The following is a 17,166-nucleotide window of genomic DNA, read 5'->3' as shown; positions in this document are numbered from 1 at the left end:
TAGGTCTGCTATATACATATGTCAATTGTGCTAGTAATGTATCAGCATAAATCTACTAAAGACAAAAAGAAGCTAGTACCTATGTTCCTAAATGTTTTAAAAAAAAGCTTATGCTAGCCTGCGTTCGCCTTCCCAACTTTACGTTATAGGGGAAGGCTACAGTGGGTTCACATAAGTCAAATTTCCATTTATTTAGCTAATAAAAGTAAACAGTTCAAGATCAGAGGGGACTATTTCGGATAATGGGGGGGATATAATAGTAGAGACAATATAGGTTTCTGAAAAGGAAAGAATAGTTGTGAGACACACATAGTAAACATAATAACAATATAAAACCGGCTCGCCTAGGCGGCCGGTTTTATATTCGTGGTAGTATAGCGGGGAAGAAAGCACGATAAATCAGTGGAAGTCCCGGAAGAGTCCAACAACCTTGCCCAATATGCTGACGTGTGTCAGGCGAAGCGGTTCAAAGGCTGGATTTTCAGGTTGAAGCCGGATATGATCTTTTTCTTTGTAAAAGGTTTTAACTGTAGCCTCGTCTTCATCTGTCATAGCTACTACAATGTCTCCGTTATCAGCGGTCTGCTGCTGACGTACGATTACATAGTCTCCGTTAGCAATACCAGCTTCAATCATGCTTTCGCCTACAACAGATAACATGAATATTTTATCCTCACCAACAAAGTGTTGGGGAAGAGGAAAGTAATCTTCAATATTTTCTGTCGCCGTAATAGGAAGACCAGCGGTTACTTTGCCGACGACGGGAACACGACTAATGGAGTAATTAATCAAGTTGCTGTTATCCGATTCGTCTTGACCAAGTAATTCAATAGCCCGTGGTTTCGTAGGATCGCGGCGAATGAGTCCTTTTTTCTCCAAACGATCCAAATGACCGTGAACCGTAGAACTGGAGGCCAATCCGACTGCCTCGCCTATTTCGCGCACAGAAGGGGGGTATCCCTTTAGACGCACTTCATTGCGGATAAATTCAAGAATGGCCTGCTGGCGGCTCGAAATCTTAGACATACCGTATCAACCCCATTTAGTAACGTTTGGGAAAATTATAGCATAGAACCTCCGTTCGTACAAACATAAGTTCTAAATAATCCCTAAAAATATTTACGAACTTTTGTTCTGTTTTCTATTGAATAAAACAAATGTTCGTGTTATATTGTGAAAAAAACATAAGAACAAATGTTTGGAGGACGCGGCCAATTATGAAATATAGCACTTATCAAAGTATTTTCCCGATGAACTTAGAGAATTTACAGGAGACCCGAAAAGAGAGTAAGGTGCGTTTGTTACAGGTTATTACCAATACTCTTTTACTCAAGCTTCTTATTCTAGTAATTATCGTTTGGGTTGCAGGGGCAGGTGTACTTACGGTTTTCGCAGCACCTTCAGTTTCTAATAAAGAGGTGATTAAGCTGACCGTACAACCTGGAGATACGTTATGGAAGATTGCTGTGAATCATAAACCGGAACGAATGGATACACGGGTATATATTGAAGGAATTATGCGTATTAACGCTTTGGAGGATCGGGGAGTGCAGGCAGGTCAGGTGCTTAAGCTTCCACACTTCTGATCTATAAGACTATAGAGCTTGTCAAGGAGCGCATTGCGGGAGCCTTGACAAGCTCTTTTCTACATGTCAAAGTGTATTATATCTTTGCTTTTATGGAGGGGACACAATTTGGATATAGACAGCTTGGTACAGCGCATTAATGAATTAGCGCGCAAAGCAAAAGCCGAAGGATTGACAGAAGAGGAAACCACAGAGCGCGCCAACCTTCGGGAAATTTATTTAGGCAACATTCGCCGTAATTTTCGGCAGCAGCTTGAAACCATTGAATTTGTGGACGATGATACGTCGAAGGGAAATGGCGGGCTGAAGCATTAATGTCTAAAGCCTGCATCATTTGCCTTGTTTTAGGTATCTTTCCTGGTATCTATATAGATCAGCTTTAAGGCAGTTGTTTTAATGTAATATTTATTGGGAAGGGAATTGAGAGATGGCCCGATCATTTGAAAGAAAAGTACGTAAAAACACAGCGCATTTAAATAAAACGCGCAAGAAACAAGGCATTCAAACCATTAACGGCGCAGGTTCAGCAATGGACATTTTCCGTGGCCGTAATATTACTGTGCCAATCATGCTGGCTGGTCTTGCTGTATTGTACATGCTTATGAGTTACTTTTTGACTAAGACGGGCATGCGGGGAATGGACTGGCTGGTATTTGGCTTGTACTTGATGCTGGCTGTAATCTTCTTCATTCGCCGTCCTTATTTAAAAGTGGGAAAAGATACCCTCTATATGTTAAAAGGTGGCAGAGAACGGCCGATGACGGCAGGGGACATGAAAGCCATCAAAATTGAAAAGGGTTACGTTACCGTTGAAAGAAAAGGGAAGGGCGGTAATTTTATTTTTACAAAATCACTGGGACGCTACGATACGGATGCCATCGCAGAGCGTCTTGAAAAGTTTGCACTATCCAATCAGATACAGGTAGATAAAAAATAACCGATTTAGCCTGTAGCTCTGTAAGTAAGGCCGTATGATGTTATTTTTTAATATAACATGGTGCGGCCACTTGCTTAATATGGGCACACATAACGATCTGATTCGTGACCAAACAGACAATCTTACATATACAGTGGAAAGAGAGTGGATAATTCATATGACGATTCAGGCGATAATGTTTGATCTTGATGATACCCTTCTGTGGGATGAACGTAGTGTAGAAGAGGCATTTGATGCAGCGTGTCAAACAGGCTCTCGAGAAACAGGCGCTGATCCGAAAACGCTGGAAGAAGCCGTACGCAAGGAAGCGCGCGCTTTGTATGAGTCCTATGAAACCTTTAGTTTTACTCAAATGATTGGCATTAATCCGTTTGAAGGACTGTGGGCGAATTTTACAGCAGGTGAGCAACCTGAATTCCGCCAATTGGAACAGTTGGCTCCTGCTTATCGTAAGGAATCATGGCGCAGAGGGCTTCAGCAACTGGGGATAGATAATGAGGAGTTGGCGGAAAAGCTAGCTGCCCAATTTGCTTCGGAAAGACGTGCACGTCCACATGTATATGAAGAAACGTTTGAGATTCTGGAACAATTGAAGGGGCAATACAAGCTGTTATTGCTGACAAATGGTTCTCCTGATCTACAACAGGAGAAGCTGGATGGAGTTCCTCAATTGGCTCCTTTTTTTGATCATGTTGTCATTTCAGGTTCTTTTGGTCGGGGCAAGCCTGACCCTTCTATATTCCAGCATGCTTTGGGACTTCTAGGAATTGAACCTGGACAAGCTTTAATGGTAGGAGATAAGCTGACGACTGATATTCAAGGGGCTTTGGCAGCTGGTGTACATTCGGTGTGGGTGAATCGGAACGCTAAAACCAATACTACAGAAATCAAGCCGAAGTTCCAAATCAAGCATTTATCTGAGTTGCATGGAATTATTCAATCTTTAAAGTGAGTAATCTACAGTTTTCTAAAACAAGTATCAAGAAAACTCCCTTCGCTCGATATGCTACAGAGCGGAGGGAGTTTTCTTATTGACACCATAGATCTTAATTATGCTGTAGTGAATGTTGGATCTTCGAACGGTTCGGCAATCCAGCCATTTTCTTCGATGAACAAGCGGACTGCGACGATCTTTTGATTTTCCATTAAAGTGAAGAAGTGAGGTGTATTTTCAGGTACGGAAATAACGTCACCTGGTGAAAGCTCTACATTAAAATAGCCTATCTCTTCAGAGCCTTTAATGATGAAAATGCCTTTACCAGCAACAATGGCACGGATCTCATCCTCGGTATGGGTGTGAATTTGCTCGAACTTGGCCAGCAGCTCCTCCAGATTCGGCGTTGCTTCAGATAAAGTGATGACGTCCCATATTTTATATCCACGACGTGCGGCTAAATCCTTGATTTCAGGTTCAAATGTTTTAAGAACAGCGGCTTTTTGATCATCTGTCAGAGTAAAGTTTTCTTGCAGCTCCCCTGGCAGCTTGGAAGCATCCCAGTGTTCATACAATACCTGGTGGCTCTCCAAAAATTCACGTACTTGTTCTTCACCACTAATTCGCTCATTCGTATTGCGTATAAAAATTTCTGCCATGTATAAATCCCCCTTTTCCACTTGGATTAATGTTGTATAAAGAATACCATGTCTTAACCAGTTGTACAATACAGGCTGAAACATTTATATGGGAACGACTATAGCTAAACGATACAGTTTAAAGACGTTCGTCTATAACGATGCATACTACAAAAATAGATCAGCTAAGTCGTTTATGAAGAAGAATAGCCTGCATAAAACGTATGTTTTTACTTCAATCTATCTAAATGATACGGTTTCTGCTAAACTAGGATTTAACGTTTTGCGGGGGTGAAGAAATTTTGGATAAAGTTAGCTTGCAAGATGCGTTACAACGAAGAATACTCCTTCTTGATGGGGCTATGGGTACTATGATTCAGCAGGAAGACCTTTCTCCCGCTGATTTTGGTGGAGAAGAGTTGGAAGGCTGCAACGAGATGTTGGTCTTAACGAGACCGGATGTCATTCAAGGGATTCATGAAGCATACTTGGAGGCCGGGGCAGACCTGATTGAAACGAATACATTTGGAGCAACATCCGTCGTTTTGGCGGATTACGATATACCAGAACGTGCCCGTGAAATTAATCTGGTGGCAGCCAAACTGGCGCGTAACGCGGTGGATAAATACAGCACTGCGGACAAGCCTCGTTTTGTTGTAGGAGCTATGGGTCCAACCACGAAAACCTTGTCTGTCACGGGCGGCGTTACATTTGTAGAGCTGATTGAAAGCTATCAGGAGCAGGCTTTGGCGCTTATTGAAGGCGGGGTGGATGTTCTTCTGTTGGAGACCTCACAGGATACGCTTAACGTTAAGGCAGGTAGCATTGGAATTCGTCAGGCTTTTGAGCAGACAGGGATTGAGCTTCCGTTAATGATTTCTGGCACGATTGAGCCGATGGGAACAACGCTGGCCGGACAAAATATCGAATCCTTCTGCATATCACTCGAACATTTAAATCCAATCTCGATTGGACTGAATTGTGCTACAGGTCCAGAGTTTATGCGTGATCATATTCGTTCTTTGTCTGAAATGTCCTCTGCAGCTATTAGCTGTTATCCAAATGCGGGCTTGCCCGATGAAAATGGTCAATACCATGAATCGCCGGATTCATTAGCTCGTAAAATGGCTGCTTTCGCTGAAAAAGGCTGGTTGAATATTGCAGGAGGCTGTTGCGGTACTACACCAGAGCATATAAGAGTAATGAGTGAGAGTATGGCGCAGTTTGAGCCTCGCCAGCTCGTAGGTCATCATCCTCCTGCCGTATCAGGCATTGAACCAGTGTATATTGAACAGGATAATCGTCCGTATATGGTTGGTGAGCGAACAAATGTTCTGGGTTCCCGGAAATTCAAGCGTTTGATCGTGGAAGGCAAATATGAAGAGGCGTCTGAAATTGCCCGCGCTCAGGTAAAAAGCGGAGCACATGTCATTGATATTTGTGTGCAAGATCCGGACCGTGATGAAATGATTGATATGGAAGCGTTCTTGAAACTGGTTGTAAACAAGGTGAAAGTACCATTGGTGATTGATACCACGGATATTAAAGTTATCGATAAAGCACTTCAATATTCGCAAGGTAAGGCAATTATTAACTCCATTAATTTGGAGGATGGTGAAGAGAAATTTGAGAAAATGGCTCCTATTATTCATAAATACGGCGCTGCTGTTGTTGTCGGAACGATTGATGAACGTGGACAGGCAATTGCGCGTGAGGATAAGCTTGAGGTAGCTAAACGTTCTTATGATCTGTTGGTGAACCGTTACGGTCTGGCAGCGGAGGATATCATTTTTGATACGCTCGTATTCCCAGTAGGAACAGGGGATGAACAATATATCGGTTCGGCTAAGGAAACGATTGAGGGCATACGTATCATTAAAGAAGCCCTTCCTGGGGTTCATACCATATTGGGCATCAGTAACGTATCCTTTGGTTTACCGGAAGCGGGTCGTGAAGTGCTCAATTCTGTCTATTTGTATGAATGCACCAAAGCGGGACTGGATTATGCGATTGTAAATACAGAGAAGCTTGAACGCTATGCATCTATCCCCGAGCATGAACGGAAATTGGCGGAAGATCTGATCTATAATACAAATGACGATACTTTATCTGCATTTGTAGCAGCTTTTCGTAACAAGAAAGTGGAGAAAAAAGAGAAGATATCAAACCTTTCGCTCGAAGAACGGCTGGCTTCCTATGTAGTGGAGGGAAGTAAGGAGGGACTGATCCCGGATCTGGAGCAAGCTCTCGCCAAATATTCTTCTCTGGAGATTATTAACGGACCGCTAATGAAAGGGATGGAAGAAGTAGGACGTCTGTTTAACAACAACGAGCTGATTGTTGCGGAGGTTCTGCAAAGCGCTGAAGTAATGAAAGCATCCGTGGCTTATTTAGAGCCGTTCATGGAGAAGAATGAATCCTCGGTAAAAGGTAAGATTTTGTTGGCTACGGTCAAAGGTGATGTGCATGATATAGGTAAAAATCTGGTGGAGATTATTCTATCCAACAATGGTTACCATATTGTAAATCTGGGTATAAAAGTACCACCAGAACGCATTATTGAGGTTTATCGTGAAGAAAAGGCTGACATGATCGGCCTGTCCGGTCTGCTTGTTAAATCGGCACAACAAATGGTGCTAACCGCGCAGGATTTGAAGAATGCAAACATTGATATTCCAATAATGGTTGGTGGAGCTGCCTTAACGCGTAAGTTTACTAAAAATCGTATTCGTCCTGAATATGATGGACTGGTAGCCTACGCGAAAGATGCTATGGATGGTCTGGATATTGCCAATAAGCTTATGGACCCTGAGTCCCGTAAAAAAATGGCCGAGGACATGAAGGCTGAGCAAGAGGCAGAAGCGGCAACAGTTGTGGAAGCCAAGCCGCTCCCTAAGCTAACTCGGGCTGTACGCTCTAACATTGCTCAGGATTTGCCCGTCTATATCCCACCGGATACGGATCGCCATGTACTGCGTAACTACCCACTGAACTATATTCTGCCTTATGTGAATATGCAGATGCTGATGGGACATCATCTTGGCTTAAAAGGGAATGTAGAGCAACTGCTAGCTTCGGGGGACCCGAAAGCGATTCAGTTGAAGGAAACCGTGGACAGCATCATGTTTGAAGCTGTTACAGACGGAATTATTCAGGCGAGTGCTATGTATCGGTTCTTCCCGGCTCAGTCCCAAGGAAACCAAATTCTAATCTATGATCCATCGGATGTAAGCAAGGTACTGCACACATTTACGTTTCCACGTCAGCAGGTAGAGCCTTATCTATGTCTGGCTGATTTTTTGAAATCAGTGGAATCAGGGGTTATGGACTATGTAGGTTTTATGGTTGTTACCGCTGGTCATGGCATTCAGAAGCTATCTACCCAGTGGAAAGACAACGGAGATTATCTGCGCTCACACGCACTTCAAGCGGTAGCGCTCGAAGTGGCAGAAGGGCTAGCAGAACGGCTTCACCATATTATCAGGGATAGCTGGGGCTTCCCGGACCCAGCCGATATGACGATGAAACAGCGGCACGGCGCTAGATATCAAGGTATACGGGTATCCTTTGGTTATCCGGCATGTCCGGATCTGGAGGATCAGGGACCGTTGTTCCAATTGTTAAAACCTGAGGACATTGGCGTTGAGCTAACAGAAGGGTTTATGATGGAACCGGAGGCTTCAGTATCAGCCATGGTGTTCAGCCACCCTCAGGCGCAGTATTTTAACGTCGAAAAGGTTTAACACCTTTATCAGATGGGATAGCAAATACCCTCCGAGCTCCGGAGGTTTTTTGCTGGTCAGCAGGAAGAAGGTAAATGTCATGGAATTATATTTTCTCGGTACAAATGCAGGGGTACCTACAATTCAGCGAAATGTAACATCCATTGCTCTTCGTTTACTGGAGGAACGAAGAAGCATGTGGTTGTTTGACTGCGGTGAAGGCACTCAACAGGAAGTATTGCGTTCGCCGCTCAAGCTGAGCAGACTTGAAAAAATATTTATCACTCATTTACATGGGGATCATCTTTTTGGTCTGCCAGGCCTTTTGTCGAGTAGGGCATATCAGGGAGGTACGGCACCTCTGACGGTATATGGACCGCCTGGTCTTCAGCAATATATTGAGCTATCTTTAGGGATCAGCCAATCTCGTATCAATTACCAACTACATATTGTGGAGCATACGGGCGGGGTTCTGTTCGATGACGGTCAATTTCGGGTGGAATCAGCTTTGCTGGATCATCGGATCGACAGTTATGGCTACCGAATTGTAGAGATGGATAAGCCTGGTAAGCTTAACCAAGAACTGTTGGAGCGATACGGGATCAAGCCTGGCCCAGTGTACGGTAAATTAAAGCGTGGAGAAAGTGTGGAAGTAGAGGGTGGAGTTATTCTGCATCCTCAGGATGTATTGGGTTCACCTAAAAAAGGGCGGATCGTCACTATTTTAGGTGACACGAGACCCTGTCCGAATACAGTAGTGCTGGCACGAGATGCAACTGTCGTCGTTCATGAAGCCACATTTCTGCATGATCTGGCGGATACGGCGTACGAGTATCATCATAGTACGGCGCTTCAGGCAGCGGAAGCTGCCAAAGCCGCAGGCGCGGGGCAGTTAATTATGACGCATTTTAGTTCTAGGTATAAAGATCAAGAGCAGCTTCAGCCTTTGCTGGAGGAAGCGCGAAGCCTATTCCCCAATTCATTGCTTGCGGAGCAGCATGTGTTGTTACCGGTACCTGATATCGGTCAATAAACGATTGGAGAGAAAGGTATGTGCTTAGGTGCCGGGGCTTGCTCCGGTGCTTTTCTTTTTCATTAGAAATTATTTTCCGGGAAAGCGCAGGATGCGACAAGAGGTGAGACGTATCAGTATGAGGATGAATGAAATTGTTCTACCACATATGGAGGCATGTTATATTTGAGTTTCTATATATCGAATTTAAAGGAATTAGTTGCTTGAGTATGCCCAGGAAATACAGAAAATTTTCTTTGAAGACGTAGCATCTTCGATGGAATTCGACGAAGAAATGATCTTATGCTATGGGGAAGCGACGGCTTTTAGCGAGGGTTGACGCTATTTTGGATGGTTTACCAGCAATTCATGGACTTCATGAGCATTTTTGACTTAAGATAGATGAGATGAGTGGAAATGACCGATTATTTAATGACCTGAGTCATTCAGGTGGTTAAATAAAAAGGAGAACACCATTCACGGGGTGAATTATTATTTTCAATGTTATGATGTATGAAATTGAAGTGGGGGAGGGGATTGCGATAAAATCGTTACTAATTGATCTGGATGGAACCCTTTATCATGGAAATCGAATGATTAAGGGTGCGGATCTGTTCATTTCCCGATTACGCTCAGAGCAGATCCCTTATGCATATGTCACAAACAATGCTTCACGCACACCCGAATCGGTGGCTGAGCATTTGATTGGTATGGGAATTGAAGCAGCTAGTCATGAAGTATATACTTCAGCGTTAGCAGCTGCACAATATGTTGCACAGCAAAGCCCTGGAGCTCATGTATATTGTATTGGTGAAACGGGATTACGCGAGGCACTCACGGGGGCTGGCCTGCAGCTTGTTCAGAACCATCCTGATTATGTGGTACAGGGGATAGATCGTCAATTTACATATGAAACGCTGGCAGCTGCCATGCGTTGGATTCGTGAGGGAGCTACATTTATTTTGACAAATCCGGATCTACAATTGCCTTCGCATGACGGACTTACACCAGGTGCAGGTACAATTGGAGCTGCCATTGAAGCTGCTTCACAGGTCAAACCGATCGTCATCGGCAAGCCTTCAAGCGTGCTAATGAATTATGCACTGAATCGCTTGAACATTAGAGCGGATGAAGCTCTGGTTGTGGGCGATAATATGCTTACAGATATTGCGGCAGGTGCAGCAGCAGGTTGTAAGACAGCTTTGATTCTGTCAGGCGTGACGACTCGCGCTAATATGGATGAACATATTCGTGCCGTTGGAGTGAAACCTGACCTGATGTTTGAAAATTTGGACGAACTGCAGGAATGGATGAAAGAAGAGCTGAAGTCATAAAAAAAATATATGTTTTAGAAATTTGCGAGAATTAAATGCTATGTAGCTACGAAAGGAAAGATGTTGATATGCCGGAACTTCCTGAAATGGAAAACTACAGAATCTTATTGTCAAAACAAATTTTGGACATTCCGATTACTGGAGTGACGGTTAGCCGCGAAAAGTCCATTAATACTGAAGTGGAAACCTTTAAGAAGCAATTGCTGGGTGCAACCGTTGTATATTTAGAGCGTCGGGGTAAGCATTTGATTTTTCATTTAAACACGGGTAAACGACTTGTGCTTCATCTAATGTTGGGAGGACTGTTGTATCTGGGAACGGAGGAGCAACGTCCAGACCGTACGATTCAGATCGAATTGGATTTTAGCGGAGTGAAGCTTTATTTTATCGGACTGCGCTTAGGTTATCTGCACTTGCTGACGGCTAAAGAAACAGATGAAGCTTTGTCAGACCTGGGACCAGATCCGTTAGACCGTCGTATGACGTTGGAGAATTTTACAGCACGTCTAAAAGGACGACGGGGAATTTTGAAAACAACACTGGTAAATCAGCAGGTTTTTTCGGGGATTGGAAACTGCTACTCGGACGAAATTGCTTATATCGCCGGATTTACACCGGGTTCCAAGGTACAAAATATTGTACAGTCTCCAGAAAAAGTGGAAAAGCTATATCATGCTACTCAATCCGTACTTCGTGAAGCTACTGCGGAGGGCGGTTATATGGAAATGCCTCTAATGGAGGGAGACACGTTAACAGGTGGCTTTGATCATCAGTGTCGAGTGTATGACCGTGAAGGAGAAGAATCTCCAAGCGGTGGGAAAATTGTAAGAGTCGAGCTGGCGGGAAAAAAAGCATTTTATTGCCCGGTGCAGCAGCATGATGCCTAAATTGCTTATCGGCTCTCACGTGAGTACGCGTGGTGGCTTTTCCAAAGCTGCTATACGTGCACGAGAGCAGGGAGGACGTTCATTTCAATATTTTCCGAAAAATCCTCGTAGTCTCAAGCTGAAGGAATGGAGCTCTATAGATACTGCTGCTTGTAAAGCCTACTGCTCAGAGCACCAGCTTCAATCCATTGCTCATTCGCCATATCCCGTGAATCCAGCTCATGGTCGCGAACGCGGTCAGGAACTTTATGAACTGATGGTTGCTTCATTACGCAATGATCTGGATATTGCTGAAGCCTGTGGATCGAAGGGGATAGTTGTCCATTTTGGGCATATGCATTCGTCTGACCCGCTGGAGGGCTATCGTAATATTATTAACTGTCTGAATGATGTGCTGGAAGGCTGGCAGGGAAATGCTAAAATATTAATTGAGAATCAGGCTGGGGATCACGGTCCCATGGGAACCACGCTGGAGGAAATGGTTCAAATTCGCCAGTTGTGTCGAGATCCTGGCAGCATCGGATTTTGCCTGGATACTTGTCATGCGTATGCAGCAGGATTGTGGAACGGTGGAATGGACGAGGCTTTGCTTGAAAAAGGGGACCGTCTCGGCTATTGGCCAGCACTGTACGGAGTACATTTGAATGATTCCAAGTACCCGTACGGCTCTAAAAAAGACAGACATGCACGCGTGGGGCAAGGTTACATTGGTACTGAGGGCATGCGCTGGATAACAGAACAAGAAGCTGTAAGAGGTATTCCCGTCGTATTGGAGAGTGAGGCGGGACCTGATGGGACACATCAGGAGGACATTCAAATGATTCAAAGCTGGGAGTGAATTATTTTAAATAGATAATAGTTATCTTAGAGGATGATGTAAGCTTACTTTTTTGGGAAGAAGGAGGAGAAGTTGGTGTATTTGTTTATGGACGATTATCGACCTTGTCCTCCAGGTTTTAAGCTGGCAAGGAATGCGGATGAGTGTCTGCTTCTACTTCATGAATACCCTATTTCGATACTATCGTTAGATTATGATTTGGGTCCGGGTCAACCGACGGGAAAGGATGTAGCTGCTGCTATTGCAAGTAAACAGTTATATCCGCGTGAAATTTACTTGCATTCCTCCAGTCCGCAGGGGCGGCGAGCCATGTATGAGCTGCTTTATGCGAATAAGCCGGAGGGAGTCACTGTGCATAACGGGCCGATTCCTGAGGTGCGTATGAAAGAGATCCTAAACGAGTCTAAGCGATGAAAGAGATCGGACAAAAAGAGGCGCGCCATGCCATATGGGAAGGATGCAAGCTGGCTTTGTTTGTATACACTCCCATGTGCGGAACATGCGCGGCTGCCCGTAAAATGTTAGAGGTAGCAGAGCATTTGCTCCCCGAAGGAGCAGTGGTGCAGAGCAACATTAACTATATTCCTGAACTGGTTCAGGAGTATCGGATTTCCAGCGTCCCCGCGCTTCTTATATATAATGGTGAAAACAAAAATCCTGAAATCATCTACAAAATGGAATCTGTAGGACACTTGCTGAGCAGGATAAGGAGCGTGATGGAATGATATCCATGAAGAACATTACATTACAGCGGGAAGAAAAACGTATCCTGGACGATGTAAGCCTAGAAATACGAGAAGGTGAACACTGGGCTATTCTGGGTCGCAATGGTTCCGGTAAAACAACATTGTTGGAAATGATGACAGGGTATATGTTTCCAAGTCGTGGTACGGTTGAAGTGCTTGGGCAAACGTATGGTCAATGTGATGTGCGAGAAGTTCGCAAGCAGATCGGATACATTAGCCAGACATTATTGGAAAAGCTGGCCCTAAAAGATCCCGTTTGGGAAGTGGTGGCTACAGGTGCGTATGCTTTTTTGCGTTTTTATCAGGAGATTCCGACGGAGGCAAAAGAAAAAGCCGTATCTCTTCTGGAGGGTATGAATTTAGGCGATCTGATTCATCACCCGTTGGGCACATTATCGCAAGGAGAACGTAAAAAGGTAATGCTGGCCCGCTCGCTGATGGCTGAACCTCGTCTGCTGATTATGGATGAGCCTTGTGCCGGATTGGACTTATTTGAACGGGAAAAGATGTTGGTCGAGATTGATCGGCTTCGCAAGCGAGACTTATCAGTGGTCTATGTAACTCATCACATTGAGGAGATTGTCCCTCTTTTTACGCATGTTGCGTTGATTCGGGATGGCAAAGTCGCAGCTGCTGGATCGAAAAAAGAAGTTTTAACGAAAGAATTGATTATGCACACTTATGAAGTTCCAGTTGAGCTGGAATGGGATGGTGAACGTCCCTGGATTCGGGTGTGCACTGGAGGGTAACGTTATTTTGGAAGAACTATACATGAATACAGATGAACAGAGTGAATGCGCTTTGTCATCATCAAGATTTGTTTGTACGGCCAACCATGGTTTTGCACCCTATGCTCAAGAGGAGCTTAGAAGATTATTTGGGTCTGTAAAGAGTACAATGCTTCTACCTGGTGAAATTTTTTTAGCAACACTACCCGCGGGAGAAATTGAAACAGTGAGGACGATTACAGGCCAGCCACCAATGTTTCTTCGCCACTTGTTTCCTGTTCATTTTCAGGAGGAAGGAACGGATCTGGTTCAAGTGCAAGAGCGTCTGGTTGCATTTATCCGTAACCGCAGGGAACTGATAGATCAACGTGTTTCTTTGCAAGTACGCAAAGGAACTAATAGCAGTTGGACTGAAAGCGCAGGTGCGCTCAAGCTGGCTTTGAGTGAACAATTAAGTGATCTACCTATGGAGTTGGTGGTACAAGGCGCCGATGTTATTGTGTCCGTTTTTGCAGATACGGATACGTGGTATGCAGGTGTATCACATCCTCAGGACAACCTATCGGATTGGAGTGGAGGTGCAGTTCGTTTTCAGAAGGAAGACGGACAGATCTCTCGTGCCAAATTCAAGCTACTGGAAGCAGAAGCAACGTTCGGTATTGATTTTAGCGCTTTCCATCAGGGACTAGATATTGGGGCAGCACCGGGTGGATGGACTTCCTTTTTGCTGGAGCGTGGACTGAAAGTTACAGCGGTTGATCCGGCCAAGATGGAGCCATCGCTGATGAAGTACGCCAATCTGACGTTTTTGCGTAAAAATGCAAGTGAAGTTAAATTTAAAGAGAATTCGTTCGATCTGCTGGTTTGTGATATGAGCTGGAGTCCAAAACAGATGGCAAGGCTCGTTACTGATTTACTATATAGTTTGCGGAGTGGTGGTACGGCTATCGTAACAGTCAAGCTAATGCATAAAAAGCCCTTGGCGCTCATTCATGATGTGATTGCTTCATTTGAGGAGTCCGGCATGCAGATTCAGCGAGCTAAGCAGCTTTTCCATAACCGAGACGAGATTACCCTGTATATGATCAAGTATGGAAAATAATTCTTTACAATAGATACAGGTGTGCTATATAATAAAGCCAAATTGTTCCTTTAACAAAATAATTGTGTTAAATCAAGGGAAAGCATCCCGCGAAAATTGTTTTCATGTCAGCATGAAGACTTCATTTTGCGGTGGCTTTCCCTTTTTTGCATTGTCTGCTTGTAGAAGGGAGGTAAGAGAATGATGAATCAACCATCACGATTAGAGTTCGGGTCAATTGTCGGTGAGCGTTACCGAATAATTCGCACGTTAGGTTTAGGAGGCATGAGCCGCGTGTTCATGGCCGAAGATTTAAAGCTGCCGGGCAAGCATTGGGCAGTGAAGGAGTCGATTGCCGATCCAAAAATAATGAAGATTGTACGGACGGAAGCCGAAATGTTGATTTCGCTAAGCCATCCACGTTTACCGAGAATTGTTGATTTTTTTGAGTATCCTCCATCTGGTGCGGTATATCTGGTTATGGACTACATTGAAGGAATTACGCTGGAAGCATACATGAGGGGATACCAAGGCTATATACCACAGGAGCAAATCATTCCACTCGCTCTGCAGGTACTGGATGTACTTGATTATTTGCATACCCGTCAATTACCAGTCATTTATCGGGACCTCAAGCCGGCGAATATTATGCTGACACCGGAAATGGAATTTAAGCTGATCGATTTTGGGATAGCGAGGAGTTATAAGTCCGAGCTGGATCAGGATACGATAAAGCTGGGCACAGTAGGCTTCGCTGCCCCAGAGCAATATGGAACAGGACAGACGGATGCTCGCTCGGACCTGTACAGTCTGGGGGCGTTACTATTGTATCTATGTACAGGTGGTAAATATAGCGAGTGGACAGCAGGAGTTGAAGGGTATATTCGTGGGGAATTGCCTCGACATTTGATTCCGATAATTCGAAAGCTGCTGCGGCATCATCCTGAGGAACGATTTCAGTCTGCTGAGGAGGTCATTGAAGAACTGAGGCGCAGTGCTGATTTTCAGTCTGCTCAACCTGGAAAATCTATGAGTAATGCTTCAATGGATTATGCTGGAACAAGGGTAGTGGCTGTGCTGGGCGTGTCTTCCGGCTCCGGTGCTACGCACACAGCAATTGCGGTGAGCCACTACTTGGCTCGAAGGACCCACTCTGTAGCCTTGGTTGAGCTACATAGTACAGCTAAGGCATTTGCCCGACTGCAAGAAGTCGTGGAAGGCATACCTGTTGGACAAGCGAGTTCAAGTCGGCGTTTTGAAGTCGATGGAGTCCATTATTGGCGGCAAACATCTCGTGCGGATGTCATTTCTTTGCTGGGCGGCTCCTACAGATTTATCGTACTGGACTTGGGGAATGGGCAGGACAATGAACGACTGGAAGAATTTCTGAGAGCCGATTACCCGCTAGTTGTTGGCTCAGGGGCCGAATGGAGAGTTCAGGATATAACGGGCCTAGCCCGATCTCTTCAGCGTCATCCGCAACACAAATGGAATTACTGCTTGCCATTGGCCTCCTCGGAGGCTGTCCGCAGGTTACGAAAGGAGCTAGAACACGATAAAGTATTTGCGCTGCCGCTCCACTCAGACCCCTTCGAACAGGATGATGAAATGGATCAGGTATTGGATGAGCTTTTTCGTGGAGTCATTACAGACACCCGGAAAAAACGTTTCGGATTCCTTAAACGGCAGCACTAAATAAATAGACATGTATATATCAAAAAGAGGTAGGGGAGAAGCTGTGTGTCCAAGCTAAGAAAAAGCAGCAAACAAAAACTATCCGCAGGTTGTATTGGCGCGGGAATTGTAGGCATGATCTTTGTGAGCTACCTTATACTGAATACCCATCAAATGAGTGAGATCAGGAAACAGGCAGAGGTGGAGGCAGAGCAGAAATGGAAACTGTATGAACAAGAGCAACGGACCGCGAAAACAGGCTGGGCGGTTGTTCGTGACATTTCACCAGGCGAGCAGATTACATCTAATGATTTGAAGGGAATTAAGGTTCCTGGTTCTCAAGCCCCGTCTAATTTATTGGCAAATAAAAATGAAGTTTCCGGCACCACAGCCAAGATAGAACTAAAAAAAGGATCTGTGCTTACATCGGCTATGATTACTGCTAATGAACCGACACCTAAGGATCTACGCAACCGTGAGTTAAAAGTGGTGGTACTGCCCAGCAGCCTGAAGTCAGGGGACGAAGTAGATATCCGCATTCAATTTCCAACAGGTCAGGATTACATTCTATTATCCAAAAAGAAGATTTCCCGGCTGGAAGGCCCAATCGTATGGGTTACTATGAATGAGCAGGAAATACTATCGCTTTCGAGTGCTATTGTAGATGCCTATCTGCATAAAGCATCCATCTATGCTCTGACATATGTAGATCCCCAATTTCAGCCCAAGGCAATCCCGACCTATCCGCCTAATGCGCAGGTGTTAGCGTTAATGAATAGTGATCCGAATTTAGTCCGTGTTGCTGAACAAAAACTGTCCAAGCAGCTACGAGATTCTCTAGAAAATGCGATTGGTTCATCAAACAATGTGATTTCAACACCTGTGGAAAGAGTTCTAAGTGAGGAGGTTGCAGCTCAGCATGCGGGCACAGCTATTGAAGATGCAGCAAGCGGAATTGATGATACAGGGAGTGAGGAACAGGATCACAAAGAACAAACGAAGATTCTAACGCAGGGCGGCAGCTCTGATCCGTATGCCAAATAAATGAG

17 protein-coding genes are annotated in these 17,166 nt (G+C 44.7%); 15 read left to right on the top strand and 2 right to left on the bottom strand.

From position 1 onward, the window contains the following. Nucleotides 1-399: 399 nt before the first annotated feature. Nucleotides 400-1,026, bottom strand: coding sequence for a transcriptional repressor LexA (gene lexA, locus OIU26_RS00245; RefSeq protein ID WP_013310545.1), 627 nt, complete (start codon nt 1,024-1,026; stop codon nt 400-402). A 191-nt stretch (nt 1,027-1,217) separates the two neighbouring features. On the opposite strand from lexA, the gene OIU26_RS00240 reads away from it, so the two are divergent. The 4 genes from OIU26_RS00240 to OIU26_RS00225 all read left to right on the top strand — a co-directional run bounded on the left by OIU26_RS00240 (nt 1,218) and on the right by OIU26_RS00225 (nt 3,475). After that, on the top strand, nt 1,218-1,586 hold the full coding sequence (locus OIU26_RS00240) for a LysM peptidoglycan-binding domain-containing protein (protein WP_264215612.1): 369 nt from the start codon (nt 1,218-1,220) through the stop codon (nt 1,584-1,586). Between the two features lie 108 nt (nt 1,587-1,694). Then, on the top strand, nt 1,695-1,901 hold the full coding sequence (locus OIU26_RS00235; RefSeq protein WP_016821948.1) for a DUF896 domain-containing protein: 207 nt from the start codon (nt 1,695-1,697) through the stop codon (nt 1,899-1,901). Nucleotides 1,902-2,013: 112 nt separating this feature from the next. Continuing rightward, nucleotides 2,014-2,523, top strand: a complete 510-nt coding sequence (locus tag OIU26_RS00230) for a hypothetical protein (protein ID WP_013371492.1) — start codon at nt 2,014-2,016, stop codon at nt 2,521-2,523. A 157-nt stretch (nt 2,524-2,680) separates the two neighbouring features. Continuing rightward, the gene (locus OIU26_RS00225; RefSeq protein WP_173364600.1) at nt 2,681-3,475 is read left to right on the top strand and encodes an HAD family hydrolase; all 795 of its coding nucleotides are present in this window, start codon (nt 2,681-2,683) and stop codon (nt 3,473-3,475) included. A gap of 98 nt (nt 3,476-3,573) precedes the next feature. Here the strand turns inward: OIU26_RS00225 and OIU26_RS00220 are convergent, their stop codons facing one another. Further along, nucleotides 3,574-4,116: a 1,2-dihydroxy-3-keto-5-methylthiopentene dioxygenase gene (locus OIU26_RS00220; RefSeq protein ID WP_040103576.1), complete on the bottom strand. Its 543-nt coding sequence runs from the start codon at nt 4,114-4,116 to the stop codon at nt 3,574-3,576. Between the two features lie 281 nt (nt 4,117-4,397). Between OIU26_RS00220 and metH the strand changes: the two genes are divergently transcribed. From metH to OIU26_RS00165, 11 genes are all read left to right on the top strand, one after another. Next, nucleotides 4,398-7,838 (top strand): methionine synthase, encoded by a 3,441-nt coding sequence (gene metH / locus OIU26_RS00215; protein ID WP_264215611.1) that lies wholly within the window; start codon nt 4,398-4,400, stop codon nt 7,836-7,838. 79 nt (nt 7,839-7,917) lie between these two features. Beyond that, on the top strand, nt 7,918-8,850 hold the full coding sequence (rnz, locus tag OIU26_RS00210) for a ribonuclease Z (RefSeq protein ID WP_014599878.1): 933 nt from the start codon (nt 7,918-7,920) through the stop codon (nt 8,848-8,850). 485 nt (nt 8,851-9,335) lie between these two features. Continuing rightward, entirely contained in the window at nt 9,336-10,163 is an 828-nt protein-coding gene (locus OIU26_RS00205) for a TIGR01457 family HAD-type hydrolase (RefSeq protein WP_052452903.1), read from the top strand. Nucleotides 10,164-10,231: 68 nt separating this feature from the next. Continuing rightward, entirely contained in the window at nt 10,232-11,050 is an 819-nt protein-coding gene (locus OIU26_RS00200; RefSeq protein ID WP_013371485.1) for an Fpg/Nei family DNA glycosylase, read from the top strand. Further along, the gene (locus tag OIU26_RS00195) at nt 11,040-11,888 is read left to right on the top strand and encodes a deoxyribonuclease IV (RefSeq protein WP_264215610.1); all 849 of its coding nucleotides are present in this window, start codon (nt 11,040-11,042) and stop codon (nt 11,886-11,888) included. Before OIU26_RS00200 ends, OIU26_RS00195 begins: the two co-directional genes overlap by 11 nt. A gap of 75 nt (nt 11,889-11,963) precedes the next feature. Next, on the top strand, nt 11,964-12,302 hold the full coding sequence (locus OIU26_RS00190; RefSeq protein ID WP_264215609.1) for a cyclic-phosphate processing receiver domain-containing protein: 339 nt from the start codon (nt 11,964-11,966) through the stop codon (nt 12,300-12,302). Continuing rightward, entirely contained in the window at nt 12,299-12,613 is a 315-nt protein-coding gene (locus OIU26_RS00185) for a thioredoxin family protein (protein ID WP_264215608.1), read from the top strand. Before OIU26_RS00190 ends, OIU26_RS00185 begins: the two co-directional genes overlap by 4 nt. Continuing rightward, a complete protein-coding gene (locus OIU26_RS00180; RefSeq protein WP_025675962.1) occupies nt 12,610-13,383 on the top strand; it encodes an ABC transporter ATP-binding protein in 774 nt (257 codons plus the stop codon). The genes OIU26_RS00185 and OIU26_RS00180 overlap by 4 nt, the downstream gene beginning before the upstream one ends. Before the next feature lie 22 nt (nt 13,384-13,405). Beyond that, nucleotides 13,406-14,464, top strand: coding sequence for an SAM-dependent methyltransferase (locus tag OIU26_RS00175; RefSeq protein ID WP_090739187.1), 1,059 nt, complete (start codon nt 13,406-13,408; stop codon nt 14,462-14,464). 180 nt (nt 14,465-14,644) lie between these two features. Further along, entirely contained in the window at nt 14,645-16,138 is a 1,494-nt protein-coding gene (locus tag OIU26_RS00170; RefSeq protein ID WP_264215607.1) for a serine/threonine-protein kinase, read from the top strand. Nucleotides 16,139-16,183: 45 nt separating this feature from the next. Then, nucleotides 16,184-17,161, top strand: a complete 978-nt coding sequence (locus tag OIU26_RS00165) for an SAF domain-containing protein (protein ID WP_025675960.1) — start codon at nt 16,184-16,186, stop codon at nt 17,159-17,161. Nucleotides 17,162-17,166: the final 5 nt, after the last annotated feature.

The organism is Paenibacillus sp. BT-177 (genome assembly GCF_025846815.2).
GTDB lineage: Bacteria > Bacillota > Bacilli > Paenibacillales > Paenibacillaceae > Paenibacillus > Paenibacillus polymyxa_C.
The sequence above is the reverse complement of the archived record's forward strand: the minus strand, read 5'-3'. Positions and strand labels throughout refer to the sequence as shown.